Here is a 19414-nt window from a genome sequence, read left to right as displayed (position 1 = left end):
CGAGCGTCAACTCGGGCGAGATCATCCCCACACAGCACAAGGATTAAATAATTTAGCAGTACTGTATTACAAGACTGGTAACTATAGCGCTGCCGAACCACTATACGTGCGGGCGCTAGAAATTAGAGCGCGTCAACTGGGCGAAAATCACCCCCACACGGCTCAAAGTTTAAATAACTTGGCAAGCTTATATTACAAGACCGGACAGTATCGTCAAGCGGAGACACTGTATACTCAATCGCTAGCCATCAGAGAACGCCAGCTTGGTGCAGACAATTTACAGATTGCCACTAGCTTGAATAATTTAGCTTTTGTATATCAAGCCTTGAAAAAGTATGGTGAGGCAGAGCAACTTTATACGCGTTCGCTCACGATTAGGGCACAACATTTGGGCACAGATCATCCCAAAACCCAGAAAGTGCAGTTAGATTTTCTTGACTTTCTCCACCAAGTCGTAAATACTGGACAAGTCGAACAACTCTCCGATCTCCCGCTAACTCAAGCCCTGCTTCAAAAAATCCAAGGTTCGTTAGAGCGGTAGTCACAAGAAGTCGTCGCCGCGACAGTACTTACTAAGTGTAGTGTGCGGTTGCTATAATATTTTACAAAAGAACTTCTAGCAATTACGCGAGTGGAGAGTACTAATGTGATATGATTTGGGTCGATAGGTCGCAAACGCTACAAAAATTACGAAAATACGCTATTAGCTAAACAGCATCCTCAAAACTGGATAGATCGCTAAGATTGTCACTCTACTACTAGGTTTGCTGACTTTTAATTCTTAGAAATTTAGCCAATTATGTAGATTAAAACTTAGATAATCGTTCGTAACATTTATTTGAGTTAAAGATATTAGTTCAAAAAATGTCTCAGATCGATCGACCGACATTAGACCGATTTGGGATAGTGTGGTAACTTACCGGAGTGGGCTTTGACGATCTGTTAGATCTCAGTCTCTCCCCCGCAACCTTCAGTTCACTGCCATTTATTTCAGCGAAGGAGGCCGAAGTGCAGGATAAGTGTGTCAAAAACCGCAGCAGATCGAAGCGCCGAAGTATTTTTTGTCCGATTCACGACTGCTATCTAGACAGTGTGAGTAAAAAGTATTATTTATTTGCCGACCGCCCAGAGCAACTCGAAGCCAGAGGCATCGACCGCGTAACGGCAAGAAGCTCGATTGCCTTTCACACCACTATTTCCATCACGGGAGAATGGCTGGAGGCTTTTTGGTGCGATTGCTGCCGAAGTACGCGATGGTATTATGTTTGCAAGACGGATACTCACACATACAAGATCGAGATCGCTCCCGATGAGTTGTGGCAACGAGTGACTGGGGTCGTTCATCCCAATGGAAACCCGTCGGTGGGTGAATTTACCCGCCGGGAAGCGCGGGTGAAGCAGTATCAGGGTGTCAAAGCTTTTAGCACCATTCGTTAAGTGAAATTCATCGTTCCGTTCGAGCAATGCCATGTATATAAATATACTAAATATGCTTCGCCAAAGCTACCGCCTTTTAGCGGATAAGGATCGAGAATCTAGCAGATGCGATCGAGCGCCGCAAATCCCGATCGAGCAATTAGTGAGATTAGTTGCCGCAACGATCGTAGAGCGCTATTTCACGACCGATGTGCCTGAGAACAGGCTATTGTCACAGTCATTGGTGTAGCCTCTCTATATGGAGAATCGATCGCACAATTTAGTACCCTAGATTCAGATATCAGACACACAATCACCGCCTCTGGCATTTTATAGAGCTTTATCATGGATTTAGTCGATCGGGTAATACTAGTAACGGGTGGGGCTGGATATATCGGCGCTCATGCAGTCAAAGCCTTGGAGGAACGCGGCTTTCAAGTCGTCGTCTTAGATAGCTTAGTATATGGACATCGCGATCCGATCGAATCCCATCTCAAAGCTAACTTAGTCGTGGGTGAAATCAGCGATCGCGCCGTCCTCGATCGGATTTTTACGACATACAATATTACAGCAGTAATGCACTTTGCTGCTTTTGCCTATGTAGGCGAATCAGTCAGCGACCCGGCTAAATACTGGCAAAATAATGTGGTGGGTACCTTAGCATTGCTCGATGCGATGCGCGCACATGGGGTAACTAATTTTATCTTTTCCTCCACCTGTGCCACCTATGGCAATCCTCAGTACATTCCGATCGACGAACAGCATCCCCAGCACCCGATCAATCCCTATGGTGCTGGCAAACTCGCGATCGAGCGGGTATTGCAGGACTACGACCCAGCGTATGGTCTAAAATCTGTAATTTTCCGCTACTTTAATGCCGCTGGTGCCGATCCCGATGGTCAGTTTGGGGAAGATCATAATCCCGAAACCCACCTGATTCCGCTGATTTTACAGGCTGCTGCGGGTAAACGGGCGGCAATATCTGTATTTGGGTCTGATTATGACACGCCCGACGGTACCTGCATCCGCGACTATATTCACGTTACCGATCTGGCTCAAGCGCACGTCTTAGGCTTAGAATATTTGCTAGCACATCAAGTCAGCCAAATCTTCAATTTGGGTAATGGCAATGGTTTCTCAGTCAAGGAAGTGATCGACACAGCCAAACAAGTGACGGGTAAACAGATCGCGATCGAGTTCTGTCCCCGCCGCGCTGGCGATCCTGCTACCCTGATTGGTAGTAGTGAGAAAGCGCGTCAAGTACTCGGCTGGAAACCAGAGTATGCTGACTTGAGTGCGATCGTGACCCATGCGTGGAAGTGGCATCAACAGCGACATTTTGGCTGATTACAAGACCTAAAATTTAAAATGAAAAGAGCGATCGTTTGTGGTGTTTCCGGTCAAGATGGAGCTTATTTGGCTCAATTGTTGCTCGATCGTGGCTATACTGTCTGTGGTACTTCGCGAGACGCGCAGATGTCTAGTTTTCGTAACCTTAAATCTTTGGGTATTGCCGAGCAAATCCAGCTAGAATCGATGGCACTGACCGATTTTCGGAGCGTCTTGCAGGTACTGACGAAGTTTCAACCAAGTGAAGTCTATAACTTAGCAGGTCAAACCTCGGTCAGCTTATCCTTTGGACAGCCAGTAGAAACACTCGAAAGTATTGCAACGGGCACCCTCAACTTACTAGAAGCAATTCGCTTTTTAGGATCGGGCATCAAGCTATATAATGCTGGTTCCAGTGAATGCTTCGGGGATACTGGCGGCACTGCTGCTGATGAAGAAACACCCTTCCGACCGAGAAGTCCTTACGCGGTAGCCAAAGCCGCCGCGTTTTGGGAAGTGGCCAACTATCGGGAAGCTTATGGGCTATTTGCCTGCTCCGGAATTTTATTTAACCACGAATCGCCCCTGCGCCCAGAAAGATTTGTAACCCAAAAAATTGTCGCCGCAGCTTGTAGAATTGCTAAGGGTGGCAATGAGAAGTTACAGCTAGGCAATATGCACATTCAGCGGGATTGGGGCTGGGCACCAGAGTATGTAGAAGCTATGTATTTGATGTTGCAACAATCTCACCCTAGTGATTATGTAATTGCTACTGGGGAAAGTTGCCGTTTAGAAGATTTTGTTGCCGCCGCTTTTGCCGCAGTAGACTTAGATTGGCGCGAGCACGTCGCGATCGATGATAGTTTATTAAGACCGACAGATTTGGCAGTAGGTAGGGGCAATCCCCAAAAAGCCCAAGAAATTCTGGGCTGGCAGGCTAAATATAAAATGACCGATGTCGTCCGCCTGATGAGTGCTGCTAAAGTTTAACGGATCTTATTCAGTATTGTAATTTTCACAAGATGAGTAAATTTCACAAGATGAGTAAATCCAGTAAAGCTTCGATGCGGGTTGTCTACAGTCCTGAAAGCCGCATTCGCAATCCGTTGATGTTATTCAGATCGATGATGTCCGATCTGTTGGCATCGCGAGAGTTAGCTTGGCGGTTATTAGTGCGTGATATTAGTGCTCAGTACCGCCAATCTTTCCTAGGAGTGTTGTGGGCCTTTTTTCCGCCGATAATTGCGGCATTGGGGTTAGTGATGGCGAAGAGTTCTGGGGCGGTCAACATTGGAGTGACTGATATTCCCTATCCGGCTTATGTGATGTTTAGTATGTCGTTATGGCAAACTTTTGTCGAGGCTCTAATGGGGCCGCTAGCAGCAGTAGGGGCAGCGAATCAAATGCTAGCTAAGATTAATTTTCCGAAAGAGGCGATTATTTTAGCTAAGTTGGGGGAGATATTTTTTAATTTTGGGATTAAGTTAATTCTCATTATCGGATTATTTATTTGGTTTAAAATCCCAGTCACTTGGAGTATAATTCCAGCATTTGTAGCTATCATCCATCTGGTTATATTGGGGACTGGAATTGGTTTGCTGATTGCTCCGTTTGGGGCTTTGTACGGAGATGTGGGGCGAGTAATTCCGCTAATTGTAACGCCTTGGCTGTTATTGACTCCGGTGATTTACCCTACTCCTAAGCAGGGATGGTTCAGCACAGTGGTTAGTTGGAATCCAGTTACGCCTTTATTAGTAACCGCAAGAGATTTGGCGACGACTGGCATAGTGGCTGACCAAACGAGTTTCTGGATAGTGAGTGGTCTAAGTTTCGCATTACTGCTTGCCGCTTGGGTTTTATATCGTTTATCGATGCCGTTTATTATTGAGAGAATGAGTTCCTAAGCTAGTATCTCACTTCATTTCACTCCTTAATCTAAAAGCCTCAAGTTAAAGTAACTGCAAAAAGTATAATGTTAGATTTGCCAGGGCGCCACTTACAAAGTCAGTCGGAAAACAAAGAAGTTTTAATCCGGGTTGAGAATGTCTCAAAAAAGTTTTGCCGAAGCTTGAAGAAGTCTCTATGGTATGGAATTAAGGATATTGGTTTAGAATTAACCGGACGTAAGTACGAGCATGAGCTAAGAGCAGATGAGTTTTGGTCGGTGAAAGATATCAGTTTTGAGTTACGTAGGGGCGAATGTTTAGGACTAATTGGACGCAATGGAGCCGGAAAAACTACTCTCTTAAGAATGCTCAATGGGCTGATCAAGCCAGACAGAGGTAGCATTGAAATTAATGGTCAGGTAGGAGGATTGATTGCTTTGGGTGCAGGCTTCAATCCGATTTTGACTGGGCGAGAAAATATTTATGTAAATGGTTCGATTCTCGGATTAAGTAAGGCCGAGATTGATGCTAAATTTGAGGAAATAATTGAGTTTGCTGAGCTAGGAGAATTCATTGATGCACCAGTACAAACATACAGTTCAGGGATGAGTGTGAGGTTGGGGTTTGCAGTTGCTGTAGTGTTAATTAAGCCAGATGTTTTATTGCTGGATGAAGTGTTGGCAGTAGGGGATATGGGGTTTGTTTTAAAATGTTTCAGAAAAATCGATTTACTTATTCCTAATTGTGCTGTTATCTTTGTTTCTCACAGTATGCCTCAAGTATCGCGAATTGCTACGGATATAGCATTGCTAGAAAAAGGTAAGCCAGTATATCAAGGTAAAAATGTTTCAGAAGGAATAGATATTTTTTATTCAAAGTTTGATATCATACCGTCATTTTATACTGATAACTTGGTACAAATCACTAATATTTTAATTAATGGCCAACCATCATTGGGGCAAACAGATTCTATCCTGGTAGAAAGACTTTCAGATTTTGAGATTGAAGTTAACTTAAATGTCGATCGAGCATTTAGAAATCCTGAACCATACTTGGTATTTTATGATGCCGAACAAAGAGGTATTGCTGAGTACTTTTATGAAGAGGCTTACCCTTTGGAAAATATTACCGGAATTGTTCATTTCAAGATCTTAATTCCCAAGATAATCTTCTCTAAAGGACTTTACTCAATTACTGTCGGTTTAAACGAATGTAAAGGTGGGCCGATATTGATGAGGGCACAGTCAATAGTCTTTTTCCAGGTTAAAGCTGAAAAGAATGTATGGACGGCATTTCAATTAGATGGTGAGTTAACGCAAATTGGATAAGTAACATGTATAAAAAGATTATACCTAAAAGATTTAAAGAGTCTGTTAAGGCGTTATTGGGTAAAGCGAAATTTAGTCCTGTAAATGATTCTTGTGAGGAACTAAAACACTTCTGCCCTGTATGTTCTTCTAAAGTAAGTCAATTTCATCGCCTGTCCGATCTCTATTATGAAAATTTAGATAAACATGGGCATATATTTTCCATATTTCAGTATGAAACACTAAATTATTTAAACTATTTTTGCCCTAATTGTAGTGCCAGCGATCGAGATAGGCTATATGCTCTCTATTTTCAGAAAGAAGTATCTGAGGTTAAAGATGAGTTTAGGTTATTAGATATCGCCCCATCAGCAAGTTTGCAGAAACTCATCAAGGCTAAATATCCTCATATTGGTTATCGCTCGGCTGACATGATGATGGATGGTGTCGATGATGTCGTAGATATCACTCAAATGGATCTATATGAAGATGACACCTTTGATTTTTTCATATGTTCTCACATTTTAGAACATATCGAAAATGATCGAAAAGCTATGAGTGAGCTTTATCGAGTCCTAACGCGAGGGGGTAAGGGGATTGTGATGGTGCCTGTCGTGCTAAGTTTGCAAGAAGATTATAAAAATCCAGAAGTTACCACCCCCGAAGATCGATGGAAACATTTTGGTCAAGACGATCATGTAAGAATGTATTCCAAAACAGGGTTTATTGACAAACTTACATCAGCGGGTTTTACAGTCGCTCAGCTAAATATCAATTTTTTTGGCTCTGAAGCTTTTGATCGATATGGAATACATCCTCGCTCTGTTTTATATATTGTCGAGAAACCAGAATAGTCATAAGACACACAATTTTACTTAGGTTTAATTTTTATGAATACAACGACATCAGAGCTGGCCTACTTTGGCGGCGAACCTAAGTTCAAAGAAAAACTTTTTGTAGGTCGTCCAAATATCGGAAATCGCGATCGCCTCTTAGAGCGTATTAACGATATGTTAGATCGCCGATGGCTATCTAACAATGGAATTTTTGTGCAAGAATTCGAGCAGCGAATAGCAGATAGTTTGGGTGTGAAGCATTGCATCGCTGTTTGCAATGGCACCATTGCATTAGAGCTAGTGATTCGAGCTTTGGAGTTAAAAGGGGAAGTGATTATTCCTTCGTTTACTTTTATTGCTACCGCCCATGCTTTACAGTGGCAAGAAATTACCCCTGTTTTTTGTGACATCGATCCCAAAACTCATACCCTCAACCCTTGGCGAGTCGAGTCCCTGATTACACCGCGTACATCGGGGATTATGGGTGTGCATTTGTGGGGACAGCCTTGCGACGTGGAAACACTGATAGAAATTTCTAACAGACACAATCTCAAGCTAATGTTTGATGCGTCTCATGCTTTTGGGTGCGCTCACAAGGGCAAGATGATTGGGAACTTTGGCAGTGCTGAAGTATTCAGCTTCCATGCAACTAAGTTTATGAATACCTTTGAAGGAGGTGCGATCGTTACTAATGATGATGACTTAGATCGAAAGTTACGGTTGATGAAAAACTTTGGCTTTTCTGGCTTTGATAACGTTGTTTATCTAGGCACAAATGGTAAGATGCCAGAAATCTCAGCCGCGATGGGGTTAACTTCTCTAGATAGCTTGGATGAGTTTATCGAGGTCAATCGTCGTAATTATCATTGCTATCGAGATGGTCTAGCTAATATTGATGGGGTGTCATTATTCCCTGTGAATGAAACTGAGAGACATAACTACCAATACATTGTGTTAGAAATAGACGAGGGGAAGACGGAAATCAGTCGAGATTTGTTGCTTGAGATCCTCCACGCTGAGAATATAATTGCTAGACGATATTTTTATCCTGGTTGTCATCGGATGGAACCCTATCGCTCTTATTTTCCTCACGCGGGTCTATTGTTGCCTGAGACAGAAAAGCTAACCCAGAAGGTTTTAGTTTTACCAACGGGGACAGCAATTTCCGAGGATGACATCAAAAAAATCTGTCACATATTCAGAATAGCAATCACTAGCGATCGTACTCGAAATAGAGATTTACTTAAAGCATAAGATTGACTATTAAATCAAAAAATACAACGATATGGCTTGGTTGACTAACGAACAAATAAGTAACATGGGTTTTGCTAAAGTTGGGAGTAATGTTTTACTATCTGACAAGTCTTCTTACTATAATTGTCCCAAAATTCAGATTGGGAATAATGTCAGAATTGATGACTTTTGTGTTCTATCAGCAGGATTGGGTGGTATCTCTATTGGTAGAAACATACATATAGCTGTTTATTCGTCACTGATAGGAAACGGAAAAATAGTCTTATCTGATTTCTCAAATCTTTCCTCACGGGTATCTATTTACAGCAGTAATGATGATTATAGTGGGATTGCAATGAGCAATCCCACTATTCCCACTGAATTTACAAACGTCACTCATGCTGATGTTATCGTTGGTAAGCACGTTATTATTGGTTCTGGGTCAATTATTTTGCCTGGGGTCATTATCTGCGAAGGCGCAGCAATCGGAGCTTTAAGTCTGGTAAAAAAAGATTGTGAAGCGTTTACTACATATGCTGGATATCCACTGAAGCGGATTGGCGAACGCAGTAATAACTTGCTGGAAGTTGAAAAATTGTTTCTCAAGTCAGAAGAATCCAAGCTTAATTAACCTAATCAATGCTTTCAATAACCCCTCTTGTTAGTATTTGCTGTATTGCGTATAATCATGAAAAATTCATTCGATCGGCATTAGATGGGTTTTTTATACAACAAACAAGCTTTGCGATTGAAATTGTCATTCATGACGATGCGTCAACCGATAATACTACTAATATTATTCTAGAGTATCAGAACAAATATCCCGGTTCGATCGATATAATAATGCAAGCTGAAAACCAGTATTCTCAAAGAGGATTTGGATTTATAGCCGATCTTTTTGCAAAAGCACAAGGGAAATACATTGCGCTCTGCGAAGGTGATGATTATTGGATAGATCCCCTTAAATTGCAAAAACAGGTAGATTTTTTGGAAAGCAATCCTGAATTTGCCATTTGCTTTCATAAAGTCAAGATTGAAGAGGAAGGTAAATTCAAGGATGACTATATTACTGGTGGTAATCCTCCGATCGTATCTAACATTATCGATCTAGCTAAAGGTAACTACATTCATACCCCATCCTGTGTATTCAGAAATAACACATCAAAAATACTGGGAGCAAATTTTGCCGATTCTCCTTTGGGAGATTACTATATAAATATGATGAATGCTCAGTATGGCAACATTTTCCATATAGATGAAATTATGGCTGTCTATAGGATTCACAGCAGTTCTACGTTTTCAAGTCAAAGTAGGAATTTTCAAATTGCAAAGACTATAAAAGCCATAGAAGTAATTTCTAAAGATTTACAAAAACAAGAAGTAGAAGTGAGACAACAATTAATAGATGCACATATTCATTTGACTATGGACATCTACGATAGATCGTTACTAATAAAAGATTTTGAAAATACAAGTATAACTTTTTACCCTAGTGAATATAGACAGAGACTTATAGAAAATCTCATAAATTCAGAAGAGAAAATAGCAATTTTGACAAATCAGCAGGAATCCATTAAGTGGTTAATAATGAAGCTGGTAAATAGTGTCAAGAAGAGAATTTTAAAAATATTTACTTAAAATAGAACATTTATTTAAAATAAATAAATTTCATTGTCAATTACAAATCAAAATGTACAGTAGGTTGTGGACAAATACATTCTATATATGAAACCATTTATCTCAGTCTGTATTCCAACTTATAATGGTCAAAAGTACCTTAAAGATACTCTCGATAGCGTTCTCCTTCAAACGTATAAAGATTTTGAAATTTTAATTGTTGACGATCGCTCTTCTGACAATACGATTGATATTGCCGAAGAATATGCGGCAAGAGACACTCGGATCGAAGTTATTAGAAACCCTCAAAATTTAGGGCTTGTGGGAAATTGGAACCGTTGTATCGAACTTGCTAATGGAGAATGGATCAAATTCGTCTTTCAGGATGATATGATCGCGCCAAATTGCCTGGAGAAACTCTTCGCAGCAACTCAATTGGGTAAGCCTATTATTTACTGCCGTCGGGAATTTATCTTTGAACCAGAAACTGACGAAGAGGTCAAGATAGCTTATCTAAATCATCCTTCTGCCCAAAATCCATTTGGTGATACTGTAAATATTTCGGCTCAACAGTATTCTGAACTTGCGCTAAAAGAAATTGGAGTTAATTTGGTTGGTGAGCCTACTTCTATAATGTTACACAGGAACGTTTTTTACCAATTTGGCTTGTTCAATCCTCATTTGATTACAATCTGCGATTTAGAATTCTGTACCAGAGTTGCTATTAATACTGGAATTAGTCAAGTACCAGAAGTTCTCGCACAGTTCCGAGTACATGGTACATCTATGACCTCTTTCTGTAGCAAGAACCGCAATTATAGGGCAAAAATTTTAGATGAATTGCTGTTGATTCATGACTTTGCTTTTCACGTCGCTTATGCTCCAATACGTGCTGTAGCTCAACAATATTATCCTGAAACCGATCTCGCCCATCTTTTCGATCAAAAAACTTTTTCAGCATGGAAAATGGCTCGAAAAGGAGAGTACTCTAATGAAGAGTTTGCCTTCTCGCCGCATATCGAACTAGAGAAAGTTTCCAAATTTTATCCTTTAATTACTAGAACAATCAATCGAAATGCTATCGAATTTTTAAAGCATGATATACTTCAAAAAATGGATTTACTTGTCACTTCGATGAAGGGTCGGATCAAGCATTTTTCACCTGTTGTAGAGTATATGAAGGATAGGTTGAAAACCAGTGAAAAAAGTTAATATTTATCACTCAACAGATGTTTGTTCGATCGAAGTTATTTAGATAGGGTAATAGTTAAGATTGAACTTAACATGAAAATATTTCATATTTGTACAATTTCAAATAACTTACAACAGTATGAGGAGATGAAAACTTCCTTTATTGCGGCTGGTTTTGATTTAGAGAAATGTCGTTATTCTCTTTTTGATAATTCGGAGAAAAACCAATTCGATCCCTATCAGATCTTTAAGGTACTTAAGTCCACAACTATTGAGCCTTATATTATATTGTGCCACCAGGATTTACTTATCGATAAAGGTGATGACTTCGATCGACTATTCAAGCTCCTGACGGAATTAGATGAACTCGATCCCCGTTGGGCGATCGTTGGCAATGCAGGTATTAGCAGTAGTCACGGCATGGTTGCCAAGATTACAGATCCCAATGGTACTCCTAAGTGGCAAGGAGCTTTACCCCAGCAAGTTCATTCCTTAGATGAAAATTTTTTAGTAGTTAAGACGAGTGCAAATATTGCTAGCTCTGAAAATTTGCGAGGATTTCATTTATATGCTACGGATTTATGTCTGAATGCACTTCTGAATAAACAAACTTGCTATGTCATTGACTTCCATCTTACTCATTTGAGTGGCGGGAAAATTGGAACTGAGTTTTGGGAAGTTCAATCAATTTTTTATCAAAGATGGTACCCAGAATTTAATTTCTGTTACGTGCAAACAATTACGGGTGTAAATATGTGTTTCAGTAAGTACAAGTTATTGAGAGCTATTGGTTCGCAGCAAAGAGTAAAATCGTGGTTGTCTCAATCACCACTGCGTCCATTAGTATTTCTAGATTAATAAAATACTATTTTGATTCATAAACCTGTGAACCCCCAAAACTATAACATGGTAAAAGTTAGTGTAATTATTCCCAACTATAACCATGCTCTCTTCTTAGACCGACGGATTGAAAGCATACTCAACCAAACGTTTCAAGATTTTGAAATAATCTTCCTTGATGATAATTCTACCGATCGCAGTAAAGAAGTTTTTGCTAGGTATGAAGACAATCCAAGAATTACTCATGCCATTTTTAATGCAGAGAATAGTGGGTCTACCTTTAAACAGTGGAATAAAGGTTTTAGCCTAGCCGCTGGTGAGTATGCCTGGATTGCTGAATCAGATGACTATGCTGCTCCTCGATTTCTTGAAGAATTAGTCGCGATTATGGAGCAAAATAAAAATGTCGGTCTTGTTTACTGTCAATCGTGCCTAGTTGACAACAAGGACGAGATTATTTCTCCAAACTTTCTTGAATATACAGATTGCTTTAATTCAAAAAGATGGAATGCTAGCTATTTGAATGTAGGAAAAGATGAGTGCATCAATTTCTTGGCGGCGAAGAATACAATACCTAACGCCAGCGCAGTCTTAATTAGAAAATCTGTCTACAGATCGGAAGTCGATCGAGGCAATGAGATATTTAAAGTAACTGGTGATTGGTTTACTTGGTCGAAAATACTTTTGGTTACAGATATATACTTTGTCCCTCAATCACTCAACTATTTTAGATTTTCTCAGGGAAGTGTTTCACGAAACAATTCTAAACTCGCACTAATTGTTGAGGAAAGTTTGTCAATCGTCGAACAAATTGAGGAGCGAGTGCCGATATCCGATCGAGCTAAGGAAATATTCTTCGGTTTGGTGTCGAGCTGGTGGCTTAGTTACCTGATCTCAGAAAAAGTCCTCTTCAAGAGAGAGCTTGATTCCTACCTAAAGATTGTCAAATATGCTCCTTCCTATAAATTCATATTCTCTCTTCACTGGCAATTAGGGGTAGTTTTATTAAAACGACTGCGGTATCTAATCAAATTGGGAACACGATTCAAAACGCTCAAAAATTATTTAAAAGTCAGAACTCTTGTCTGATTGACAATATTGGAGCCACTCTAGCCCAAATCCAACTATGAGGTAACTTGACTGTATTTCTATGACAACCAAGTAATTAATATCGTCCATAATATTGGTCTTTCACCACGCAGTGAACTAGAAATCACCTGCGTCAACTGAAAATATCTAGAGCTGGGTAAAGACAAGATGATAATGACTAAAGCAAAAGCCTAATTTTATTTTCATGAAAGTTTTACATATCAATCAGACTGATATTGGCGGTGGAGCAGCTATTGCCGCCTATCGTCTCCATGAAGGTTTATTAACGCAAGGACTAAGCTCTAAACTATTAGTGGGCGAAGCCTTAATTTCTGATTCAAGGATTGAAGTCATTTCGCAAAATACTCACCTTAACGATCGATTATTTAGACTAAATGGTCGATTTGGCTTACTTTATCTTAATATAGCTAGCACTTTCGATATTCCTAAACATCCGTTCTACCAAGAAGCAGACATTTTAAATCTACACAATTTGCATAGCAGTATTGGCTGGTTTAATTATTTAGCTCTTCCCCAGTTAACAAAAAATAAGCCTGCTGTGTTCACGCTGCATGATATGTGGAGCTTTACTGGACATTGCGCTTACAGCTATGATTGCGATCGATGGAATAAAATCGGTTGTGGCAAATGCCCTTATCCCAATGAATATCCCAATATTTATCGTGATAATACTAAAATAGAGTGGAAGTTAAAAGATTGGGTTTATGATAATTCCAATCTAACTGTTGTCGCTCCCAGTAAATGGTTGGCAGAACAAGCCAAAGCGAGTATGCTCGGGAGATATGATGTCCACTGTATCCCCTATGGCATCGATACAGAGGCTTACCAACCGATCGATACTCAAAAATGTCGAGAAGTTCTTGGGCTACCAGCAAACCAAAAAATTATTATGTTTGGGGCTACAGATCTCAAAGATACTCGCAAAGGGGGAGATTTACTCGTTCGATCTTTGCAGAGCTTACCAGAAACTCTCAAGGCAGAAACTATATTACTGACTATTGGTAGTCGGGGAGAACAAATCGCTAACCAGGTAGGAATGAAAGTTGTCAGCCTCGGTTATCTTAATAGCGATCGCTTAAAAGCAATTGCTTACTCTGCGGCTGACTTATTTATATTTCCTACTCGTGCAGACAATTTACCTTTAGTTCTACAAGAAAGTATGGCTTGCGGCACGCCAATGGTATCTTTTGATATTGGTGGTGTACCCGATCTAGTCCGTCCTGGAATTACTGGCTACTTAGCTAAACCAGAAGATATACAGGATTTTTGCAATGGTATCGTTAACTTGTTGGAAGATGAGAACCTTCGAGAACAGATGGGTGTAAATTGTCGAAAGATAGCTCTAGAGGAATATCATCTCAATCTGCAAGCTCGAAAATATATCGAACTATACAAGGGAATACTTAGATAAAAAGCTGCATTTTATTTTTAATATAAATTGAGGATAATTAAGATACTGCTACATGAAAGATATTGAAGATAAACAAGAAATTCTTCTAATTGATGTGTCTACTTGGAAAGGTCATCATGCAATATATTTCAAAAAAATATTACGCTCTCTAATCGAGCAGAATTATTTTGTTCACGCTACATGTGAAGATAATACAGATCTGAGTAAATGGATTAAAAGTTTGAACGAACAGAACTGTTCTGTATTAGATTTTAAATTATCTCTGACAGAAAAGCTCTTTTTCAAAAGCTTACTAGTATTAGATCGAATAATCAGACTTGTATTTGAAAACTTACCTTATCAATTTTCATCTGTAGCTTCTATACTATTCGCTAGAAACTTACTCAAAAAGATTGGTAGGGATATGCCAGTCTTTTTTGCTGATGCCGATACGTCTTTACCAGCAATCCCCTACTGGTTTGCCAAGCTGCTAATGCCCTCTCGATGGATGACACTAGTAATTCAACCATCCTATCGATCTTCTATTTCTTGGGGAAGAAAAAAAAGCCGTCAACGATTTGTAGCCGAAAAGTTATTTGCTTTATCTTCATGTAAGGCAGTATTGGTATTACATCCAATCTATTTGAAATTTTATGAGAGTCGTTTTCATATAAAAAAGTTTTTAGCTCTGCCAGAAATAACTGATGTAACTATTGGAAAAGAATATGAGATACCTGAAAAAATATGCCACCTAGCAGCAGGCAGAAAAATCATCTCTATTACTGGTGCATTATTACCAAAAAGAAACTTAAAACTTTTCTTAGAAGCAGCCCAAGAATTAGATCCAAAAAAATATTTTATCCTAGCGATCGGACATTTACAGCCAGAATTTTATACAACAGTAGAGACACAATTAATTCGACAACTTTCATTAAAATTACCTAATAATTCCTATCTAAGACTTGACTACTATATCTCAGAAGAGGGTGAATTCAATCAATTATTAGCTATATCAGATATCATCTATCTTCAATATCAAAATCATTCTTTTAGTAGTAATATCTTAACAAAAGCGATCTATCTTAGGAAGCCCGTTATCATTGCAGACAACTTTATAATGAAGAAGGTGTTAAAGGAGTATCAGTGGGGCTATGCAGTGCCAGAAGAACCGCATCAAATTGCTCGATCGATCGCAAGCATTAGCAGCAACTTTACAATCGAAGAGGAAAAGTATCAACAGTTTTTGACCGACTTCTCCAGTGAAAAGTTCCATTTTGCGATCTGTAATGCTATTAAATTACTAGAGCAATAATACTATGAAAGATCCAATATCTATTTTTTTCGCTGCTGATGATAAATATGCTAGGCATTGCGCTGTTACCATTACTTCTATTATAAATAATACAGCTAGTCCCGATCGATTAGAATTCTATATTCTCTCTTCTGATATTTCAAAAGAAAATCAGTCTAACTTAGAGAAATTGTGCGCTGATTGTGCTGCTAAAATTTCTATTGTAAATGTAGATTTAACTTTATTTGCATCTTTGCCGACTATTTTAGAACATCTCAATCTAAATATGTATTCAAGGCTTTTGATACCCGATCTGTGTCCAGATCGTAAGAAGATTGTTTACTTAGATTGTGATATATTGGTACTATCAGATATTGCTGAGTTATTCGATCTTGAGATGGACAATAAGCCAATTGCTGCCATCCCTCACATTCAATTACCCTATCAAGAGGTTTTCGTAGAAACTTTTAATGTTCGAGATAACGATATTTACTTTAACTCAGGAGTCTTGGTAATAGATACAGAATTATGGAGACAAAAGCAGTATGGTCAAACTATTTTAGAATACTGTTCAAATAACATAGCGCAATTGCATTTTGCCGACCAGGATGCTCTTAATGTTGTATTTTGGGAAAATTATTATCACCTACCTGGTACTTGGAACGTAGAAACACGACTCTACAAAGAGAAGTTAATGGGCGTTCCACAGGATAAAAAAACAAACGGTCGAATCAAAAGCCCAAAAATCCTGCACTATACAGGGCCGAACAAACCCTGGTCATCTGAAAACTATGTGCCGATGCGTCACTTATATGCTCGGTATAGCGAACAGTTGTCCAATGATTTTGAATGGCTACCATTCAATCCAGAACCTAAAAGGTGTTCTACTCCGAGATTGTTAAAATTTATCTGGACGTGCATATACTTTAGGACGAGTTGTAGTTTCAGTAATTTTTTCCCTCCGAAGAGTACGCAATCTTAGCATGAAAATACTCTACATCAATCAAATCGAAACCTGTGCTGGGTGGGGATTAGAAACTTTCATCAACCAGTACTTATTAGAATTTGGAGCGACAACCATTTGCGTCGATTATGAAAAAAACGCTTATTCGCTAGCGCATGAATTGCTAAAAATTAACGAAAATTTTGATGTGGTACTCTTAGAACGAGGATGCCGTTACCTGATTCCAATCGAAATACTTAAAGCAATTAAGCGTCCTAAAATTTTCCTGCTGACCGAGTTAGTAGCGCGCAATCCTAATGAACATTATTTACTTAATTCTGGAATATTTGAGCATATATTGTTTAGATCGCTGCCGTGTATGGATGAAGCTCTGGCAAAAGGTTGGTTAGCAAGACATCAACTGAGCTTGTTTTTGAGTGCAATCGATCCAAGCTTTCATCGATATATTGAAAATACACCTAAAGATATCGATATTCTGTTTGTGGGTAATCTGCTGCCAAGGCGGCAAGAGATTATTGACGAACTAAATAAAAGCTTCGTAGTCACAATTTATACTGTGTTTGGTCAAGATATGGTCAAATTAATCAATCGAGCCAAAATTATTTTAAATATCCACGGTACCGATCTGCTCGATACAGAAACCAGAGTATATGAAACGCTTGCTTGTAAAGGTTTTCTCCTAACAGAAAGTTTATCTCGTGAGAGTCCCTTTCAAAATGGTATTCACCTAGTAGAAGCAAAGAATATTTCAGATCTGAAAGAAAAAATAGCCTATTATTTAGACAATGACTTCGATCGAGAAAGTATAGCTGAATCAGGTTATCAAGAAGTAATTCATCAGCATACTTTTCAACAGCGAGCAAAACAATTAATCCAGACGATCGAGCCGTACTTGTCTACACATAGCCTCACAGAAGATACCTTCGCAAGAGCCGCACTAGAACGCTGCGCTAGCTGGGAAGTATTCTACAAGGCTAGAGATGAAACTACTAGAATAACTAAACAATATCTGAGTATAGTGAAGCAGGCGATACTTAGAGTACTTCGTTTTCGAGTTCGGACAAGAGTCAAAAATATTTAATGTGCTGAACATCAGAACGATCGCCAAACGTTATGGTCGATAAACCGATTGAGATTAGGAACTAAGTAGGAACATATTTCAATGACCCCATTAGTATCGATTGTCATACCTTGCTACAATAGTCAAGATTTTGTTAAGCAAGCGATCGAAAGCGCACTCGCTCAGACATATTCAAACATAGAAGTAATCGTACTCAATGATGGTTCGACCGACAACAGTCTAGAGGCGATCGAGTCTTTTGGCAATCGCATTCGGAGCGAGTCCAACACCAATCAAGGCGTACAATTAACGAGAAACCGAGGGATTGAATTAGCTAGAGGTGAGTACATAAAGTTTTTAGATAGTGATGATGTGTTGTTGTTAGATTGTATAGAGACGCAAGTTGCTCAATTGAGCCGACTCCCGGATGGAACCAAGGCTATCGTGTATGGTGATGTCCTCTGGACAGATCGACAACTTCAGCCGATCTCTAACTATCCATCTCAGCCACAACCGCCAGAAATGGATGCAATTGCCGCGATAATATCCCATAGTCCAGTAACATCTTGCCCAATTCACAAGCGTGAATATTTGTTAGAAGTTGGTGGATTCGATCCATTCTTAATTACTAGACATGAAAATAACCTGCATTTACGTCTCGTCTTAGCAGGTGTACATTTTGTTTATGCTCCTTGTTTAGTTTATAAGTATCGACAGTACAATGACCATCGACGGCTATCACAATCTGCCTATACAAAAATGGGAGATATGTACTATTTTGAGGTCTTAGAGAGAGAAAAGGCATTAATTGAAGAAAAAACTGCTCAGCCATTATCAGCCGAAGTGCGATCGACTTTCGCTAGAGATTATTGGACTTATGGACGAGTAGTTTTAAGGGAAGGCTATCGTGATGCAGCTCAGAAATACTTCTCTGAAGCTCGTAAGTTAGACCCCGATCGCTGTATTGTCGGTAATTATCCTTATCCACTATTGGTTAATTTGCTTGGCGTGTCTTTGGCAGAATTTATAATAGGCATATTAAGTAAAATTAAAAATTACTTGACTATAAAATAAGCACAAATATATGAAAAAGTTTCTTGGAGTACTACTTTCTTTATGGGCATCAAAAATTTTTTCCTTACTAAGAAATGGAGATAAAAAGAGATGGGGAAGGTCTGAAATTGCCCAGATGCAGTTCTCATTTTCTCAGTTTGGTGAAGACATTATAGTTGCTAAGTATCTGGAGAACTTCGATCCTAGCGATGGTATTTATGTGGATGTCGGTGCTTTCGATCCAACCACTTTTTCAAATACACTTTTGCTTCATAAAAAAGGATGGCAAGGAATAAACATTGATATAGATCCAGATAAGATTAATGAATTTATCAGGTTAAGGCCAAGTGACTTTAATCAAGTCGCTGCTGTGTCTGACAGATCGGAAAAATTGAAGTTTGCTTGTTACCCTGCTCGTGCAACCAATCAACTTTTTTCGCTTGACTCAACCGACTGTATTTCCATTCTTGGTGAAGAGCCGACTCAAGTTATTGTCTTGGAAACAACTCGCCTAGATAAGATTTTACAAGCTTCACCATTTTCAGGTAAAAATATTTACTACCTGAATATTGACTGTGAAGGTCATGATTTTAACGTCTTAAAAAGTTTCGACATAGATTACTATTCTCCCAAAGTTATTAGTATTGAGACGTGGCTAGATGAAGATTTAAAAAACATTGAAAATTACTTGTTGCCACGAGGCTACACTTTGAGTGCATACGTTCATCCAACTAGGATATTTACAAAGCTTTAGCGCAGCTAATAAAAAGTAGGAGTGTCAGTGATGTCTGAGTTTAGTCATTAAAAATGCTTAAAGTAAATGCTTATGGCACGGGAGCATCCCACTTTTTATTTAGCGATCGCTAATTAATCTGTTAAGGTAGGCACAGC

The 19414-nt window shown here is 39.2% G+C and carries 19 protein-coding genes and 1 pseudogene; all 20 read left to right on the top strand.

The window, feature by feature from the left end; all coding sequences use genetic code 11:
* On the top strand, window positions 1-541 hold a 541-nt coding region (locus RMO52_RS15420), incomplete at its 5' end, for a tetratricopeptide repeat protein (RefSeq protein ID WP_310415842.1).
* Window positions 542-1092: 551 nt separating this feature from the next.
* A complete protein-coding gene (locus RMO52_RS15415) occupies window positions 1093-1437 on the top strand; it encodes a hypothetical protein (protein ID WP_310415839.1) in 345 nt (114 codons plus the stop codon).
* Between the two features lie 324 nt (window positions 1438-1761).
* Window positions 1762-2763 (top strand): UDP-glucose 4-epimerase GalE, encoded by a 1002-nt coding sequence (gene galE, locus RMO52_RS15410; protein WP_310415836.1) that lies wholly within the window; start codon window positions 1762-1764, stop codon window positions 2761-2763.
* 21 nt (window positions 2764-2784) lie between these two features.
* Window positions 2785-3735, top strand: coding sequence for a GDP-mannose 4,6-dehydratase (locus RMO52_RS15405; RefSeq protein ID WP_309740255.1), 951 nt, complete (start codon window positions 2785-2787; stop codon window positions 3733-3735).
* Window positions 3736-3785: 50 nt separating this feature from the next.
* Window positions 3786-4649 carry an ABC transporter permease gene (locus RMO52_RS15400; RefSeq protein WP_309740257.1) on the top strand — a complete coding sequence of 288 codons (864 nt, stop codon included), beginning with the start codon at window positions 3786-3788 and terminating at the stop codon, window positions 4647-4649.
* 68 nt (window positions 4650-4717) lie between these two features.
* Window positions 4718-5959 carry an ABC transporter ATP-binding protein gene (locus RMO52_RS15395; RefSeq protein ID WP_309740259.1) on the top strand — a complete coding sequence of 414 codons (1242 nt, stop codon included), beginning with the start codon at window positions 4718-4720 and terminating at the stop codon, window positions 5957-5959.
* A 5-nt stretch (window positions 5960-5964) separates the two neighbouring features.
* Window positions 5965-6792 (top strand): methyltransferase domain-containing protein, encoded by an 828-nt coding sequence (locus RMO52_RS15390; protein ID WP_310415830.1) that lies wholly within the window; start codon window positions 5965-5967, stop codon window positions 6790-6792.
* Between the two features lie 36 nt (window positions 6793-6828).
* The gene (locus RMO52_RS15385; RefSeq protein ID WP_309741742.1) at window positions 6829-8028 is read left to right on the top strand and encodes a DegT/DnrJ/EryC1/StrS family aminotransferase; all 1200 of its coding nucleotides are present in this window, start codon (window positions 6829-6831) and stop codon (window positions 8026-8028) included.
* Window positions 8029-8059: 31 nt separating this feature from the next.
* Window positions 8060-8638 carry an acyltransferase gene (locus RMO52_RS15380; protein WP_396135008.1) on the top strand — a complete coding sequence of 193 codons (579 nt, stop codon included), beginning with the start codon at window positions 8060-8062 and terminating at the stop codon, window positions 8636-8638.
* Between the two features lie 8 nt (window positions 8639-8646).
* Window positions 8647-9645, top strand: coding sequence for a glycosyltransferase (locus RMO52_RS15375; RefSeq protein WP_309741744.1), 999 nt, complete (start codon window positions 8647-8649; stop codon window positions 9643-9645).
* 87 nt (window positions 9646-9732) lie between these two features.
* Window positions 9733-10836 (top strand): glycosyltransferase family 2 protein, encoded by a 1104-nt coding sequence (locus RMO52_RS15370; RefSeq protein ID WP_310415824.1) that lies wholly within the window; start codon window positions 9733-9735, stop codon window positions 10834-10836.
* Window positions 10837-10908: 72 nt separating this feature from the next.
* Window positions 10909-11673 (top strand): hypothetical protein, encoded by a 765-nt coding sequence (locus RMO52_RS15365; protein ID WP_310415820.1) that lies wholly within the window; start codon window positions 10909-10911, stop codon window positions 11671-11673.
* 48 nt (window positions 11674-11721) lie between these two features.
* A complete protein-coding gene (locus RMO52_RS15360) occupies window positions 11722-12744 on the top strand; it encodes a glycosyltransferase family 2 protein (RefSeq protein ID WP_310415817.1) in 1023 nt (340 codons plus the stop codon).
* 24 nt (window positions 12745-12768) lie between these two features.
* Window positions 12769-12882 (top strand): annotated as a pseudogene (locus tag RMO52_RS24780) (glucose-1-phosphate thymidylyltransferase); the annotation flags it as partial.
* A 67-nt stretch (window positions 12883-12949) separates the two neighbouring features.
* A complete protein-coding gene (locus tag RMO52_RS15355) occupies window positions 12950-14176 on the top strand; it encodes a glycosyltransferase family 4 protein (RefSeq protein WP_310415814.1) in 1227 nt (408 codons plus the stop codon).
* A 52-nt stretch (window positions 14177-14228) separates the two neighbouring features.
* Entirely contained in the window at window positions 14229-15467 is a 1239-nt protein-coding gene (locus tag RMO52_RS15350; RefSeq protein WP_310415811.1) for a glycosyltransferase, read from the top strand.
* 4 nt (window positions 15468-15471) lie between these two features.
* Complete coding sequence (locus tag RMO52_RS15345) at window positions 15472-16428, top strand: glycosyltransferase family 8 protein (RefSeq protein WP_310415808.1); 957 nt, start codon at window positions 15472-15474, stop codon at window positions 16426-16428.
* A gap of 1 nt (window position 16429) precedes the next feature.
* Window positions 16430-17491 carry a glycosyltransferase gene (locus RMO52_RS15340; RefSeq protein ID WP_310415805.1) on the top strand — a complete coding sequence of 354 codons (1062 nt, stop codon included), beginning with the start codon at window positions 16430-16432 and terminating at the stop codon, window positions 17489-17491.
* Between the two features lie 81 nt (window positions 17492-17572).
* Window positions 17573-18544, top strand: a complete 972-nt coding sequence (locus tag RMO52_RS15335; protein WP_310415802.1) for a glycosyltransferase family A protein — start codon at window positions 17573-17575, stop codon at window positions 18542-18544.
* A gap of 10 nt (window positions 18545-18554) precedes the next feature.
* Window positions 18555-19277 (top strand): FkbM family methyltransferase, encoded by a 723-nt coding sequence (locus RMO52_RS15330; RefSeq protein ID WP_310415799.1) that lies wholly within the window; start codon window positions 18555-18557, stop codon window positions 19275-19277.
* Window positions 19278-19414: the final 137 nt, after the last annotated feature.

The sequence above is a fragment of the Chamaesiphon sp. OTE_8_metabat_110 genome (assembly GCF_031382685.1).
GTDB lineage: Bacteria > Cyanobacteriota > Cyanobacteriia > Cyanobacteriales > Chamaesiphonaceae > Chamaesiphon.
This window is presented reverse-complemented; position numbering and strand designations above follow the sequence as displayed.

Excerpts from the sequence above, each read along its gene's own strand:
- RMO52_RS15405 (WP_309740255.1), top strand. The coding sequence starts at position 2,785 with ATGAAAAGAGCGATCGTTTGTGGTGTTTCCGGTCAAGATGGAGCTTAT.
- RMO52_RS15345 (WP_310415808.1), top strand. The coding sequence starts at position 15,472 with ATGAAAGATCCAATATCTATTTTTTTCGCTGCTGATGATAAATATGCT.
- RMO52_RS15350 (WP_310415811.1), top strand. The coding sequence starts at position 14,229 with ATGAAAGATATTGAAGATAAACAAGAAATTCTTCTAATTGATGTGTCT.
- RMO52_RS15355 (WP_310415814.1), top strand. The coding sequence starts at position 12,950 with ATGAAAGTTTTACATATCAATCAGACTGATATTGGCGGTGGAGCAGCT.
- RMO52_RS15390 (WP_310415830.1), top strand. The coding sequence starts at position 5,965 with ATGTATAAAAAGATTATACCTAAAAGATTTAAAGAGTCTGTTAAGGCG.
- RMO52_RS15340 (WP_310415805.1), top strand. The coding sequence starts at position 16,430 with ATGAAAATACTCTACATCAATCAAATCGAAACCTGTGCTGGGTGGGGA.
- galE (WP_310415836.1), top strand. The coding sequence starts at position 1,762 with ATGGATTTAGTCGATCGGGTAATACTAGTAACGGGTGGGGCTGGATAT.
- RMO52_RS15365 (WP_310415820.1), top strand. The coding sequence starts at position 10,909 with ATGAAAATATTTCATATTTGTACAATTTCAAATAACTTACAACAGTAT.
- RMO52_RS15400 (WP_309740257.1), top strand. The coding sequence starts at position 3,786 with ATGAGTAAATCCAGTAAAGCTTCGATGCGGGTTGTCTACAGTCCTGAA.
- RMO52_RS15395 (WP_309740259.1), top strand. The coding sequence starts at position 4,718 with ATGTTAGATTTGCCAGGGCGCCACTTACAAAGTCAGTCGGAAAACAAA.
- RMO52_RS15360 (WP_310415817.1), top strand. The coding sequence starts at position 11,722 with ATGGTAAAAGTTAGTGTAATTATTCCCAACTATAACCATGCTCTCTTC.
- RMO52_RS15335 (WP_310415802.1), top strand. The coding sequence starts at position 17,573 with ATGACCCCATTAGTATCGATTGTCATACCTTGCTACAATAGTCAAGAT.
- RMO52_RS15375 (WP_309741744.1), top strand. The coding sequence starts at position 8,647 with ATGCTTTCAATAACCCCTCTTGTTAGTATTTGCTGTATTGCGTATAAT.
- RMO52_RS15330 (WP_310415799.1), top strand. The coding sequence starts at position 18,555 with ATGAAAAAGTTTCTTGGAGTACTACTTTCTTTATGGGCATCAAAAATT.
- RMO52_RS15370 (WP_310415824.1), top strand. The coding sequence starts at position 9,733 with ATGAAACCATTTATCTCAGTCTGTATTCCAACTTATAATGGTCAAAAG.
- RMO52_RS15380 (WP_396135008.1), top strand. The coding sequence starts at position 8,060 with ATGGCTTGGTTGACTAACGAACAAATAAGTAACATGGGTTTTGCTAAA.
- RMO52_RS15385 (WP_309741742.1), top strand. The coding sequence starts at position 6,829 with ATGAATACAACGACATCAGAGCTGGCCTACTTTGGCGGCGAACCTAAG.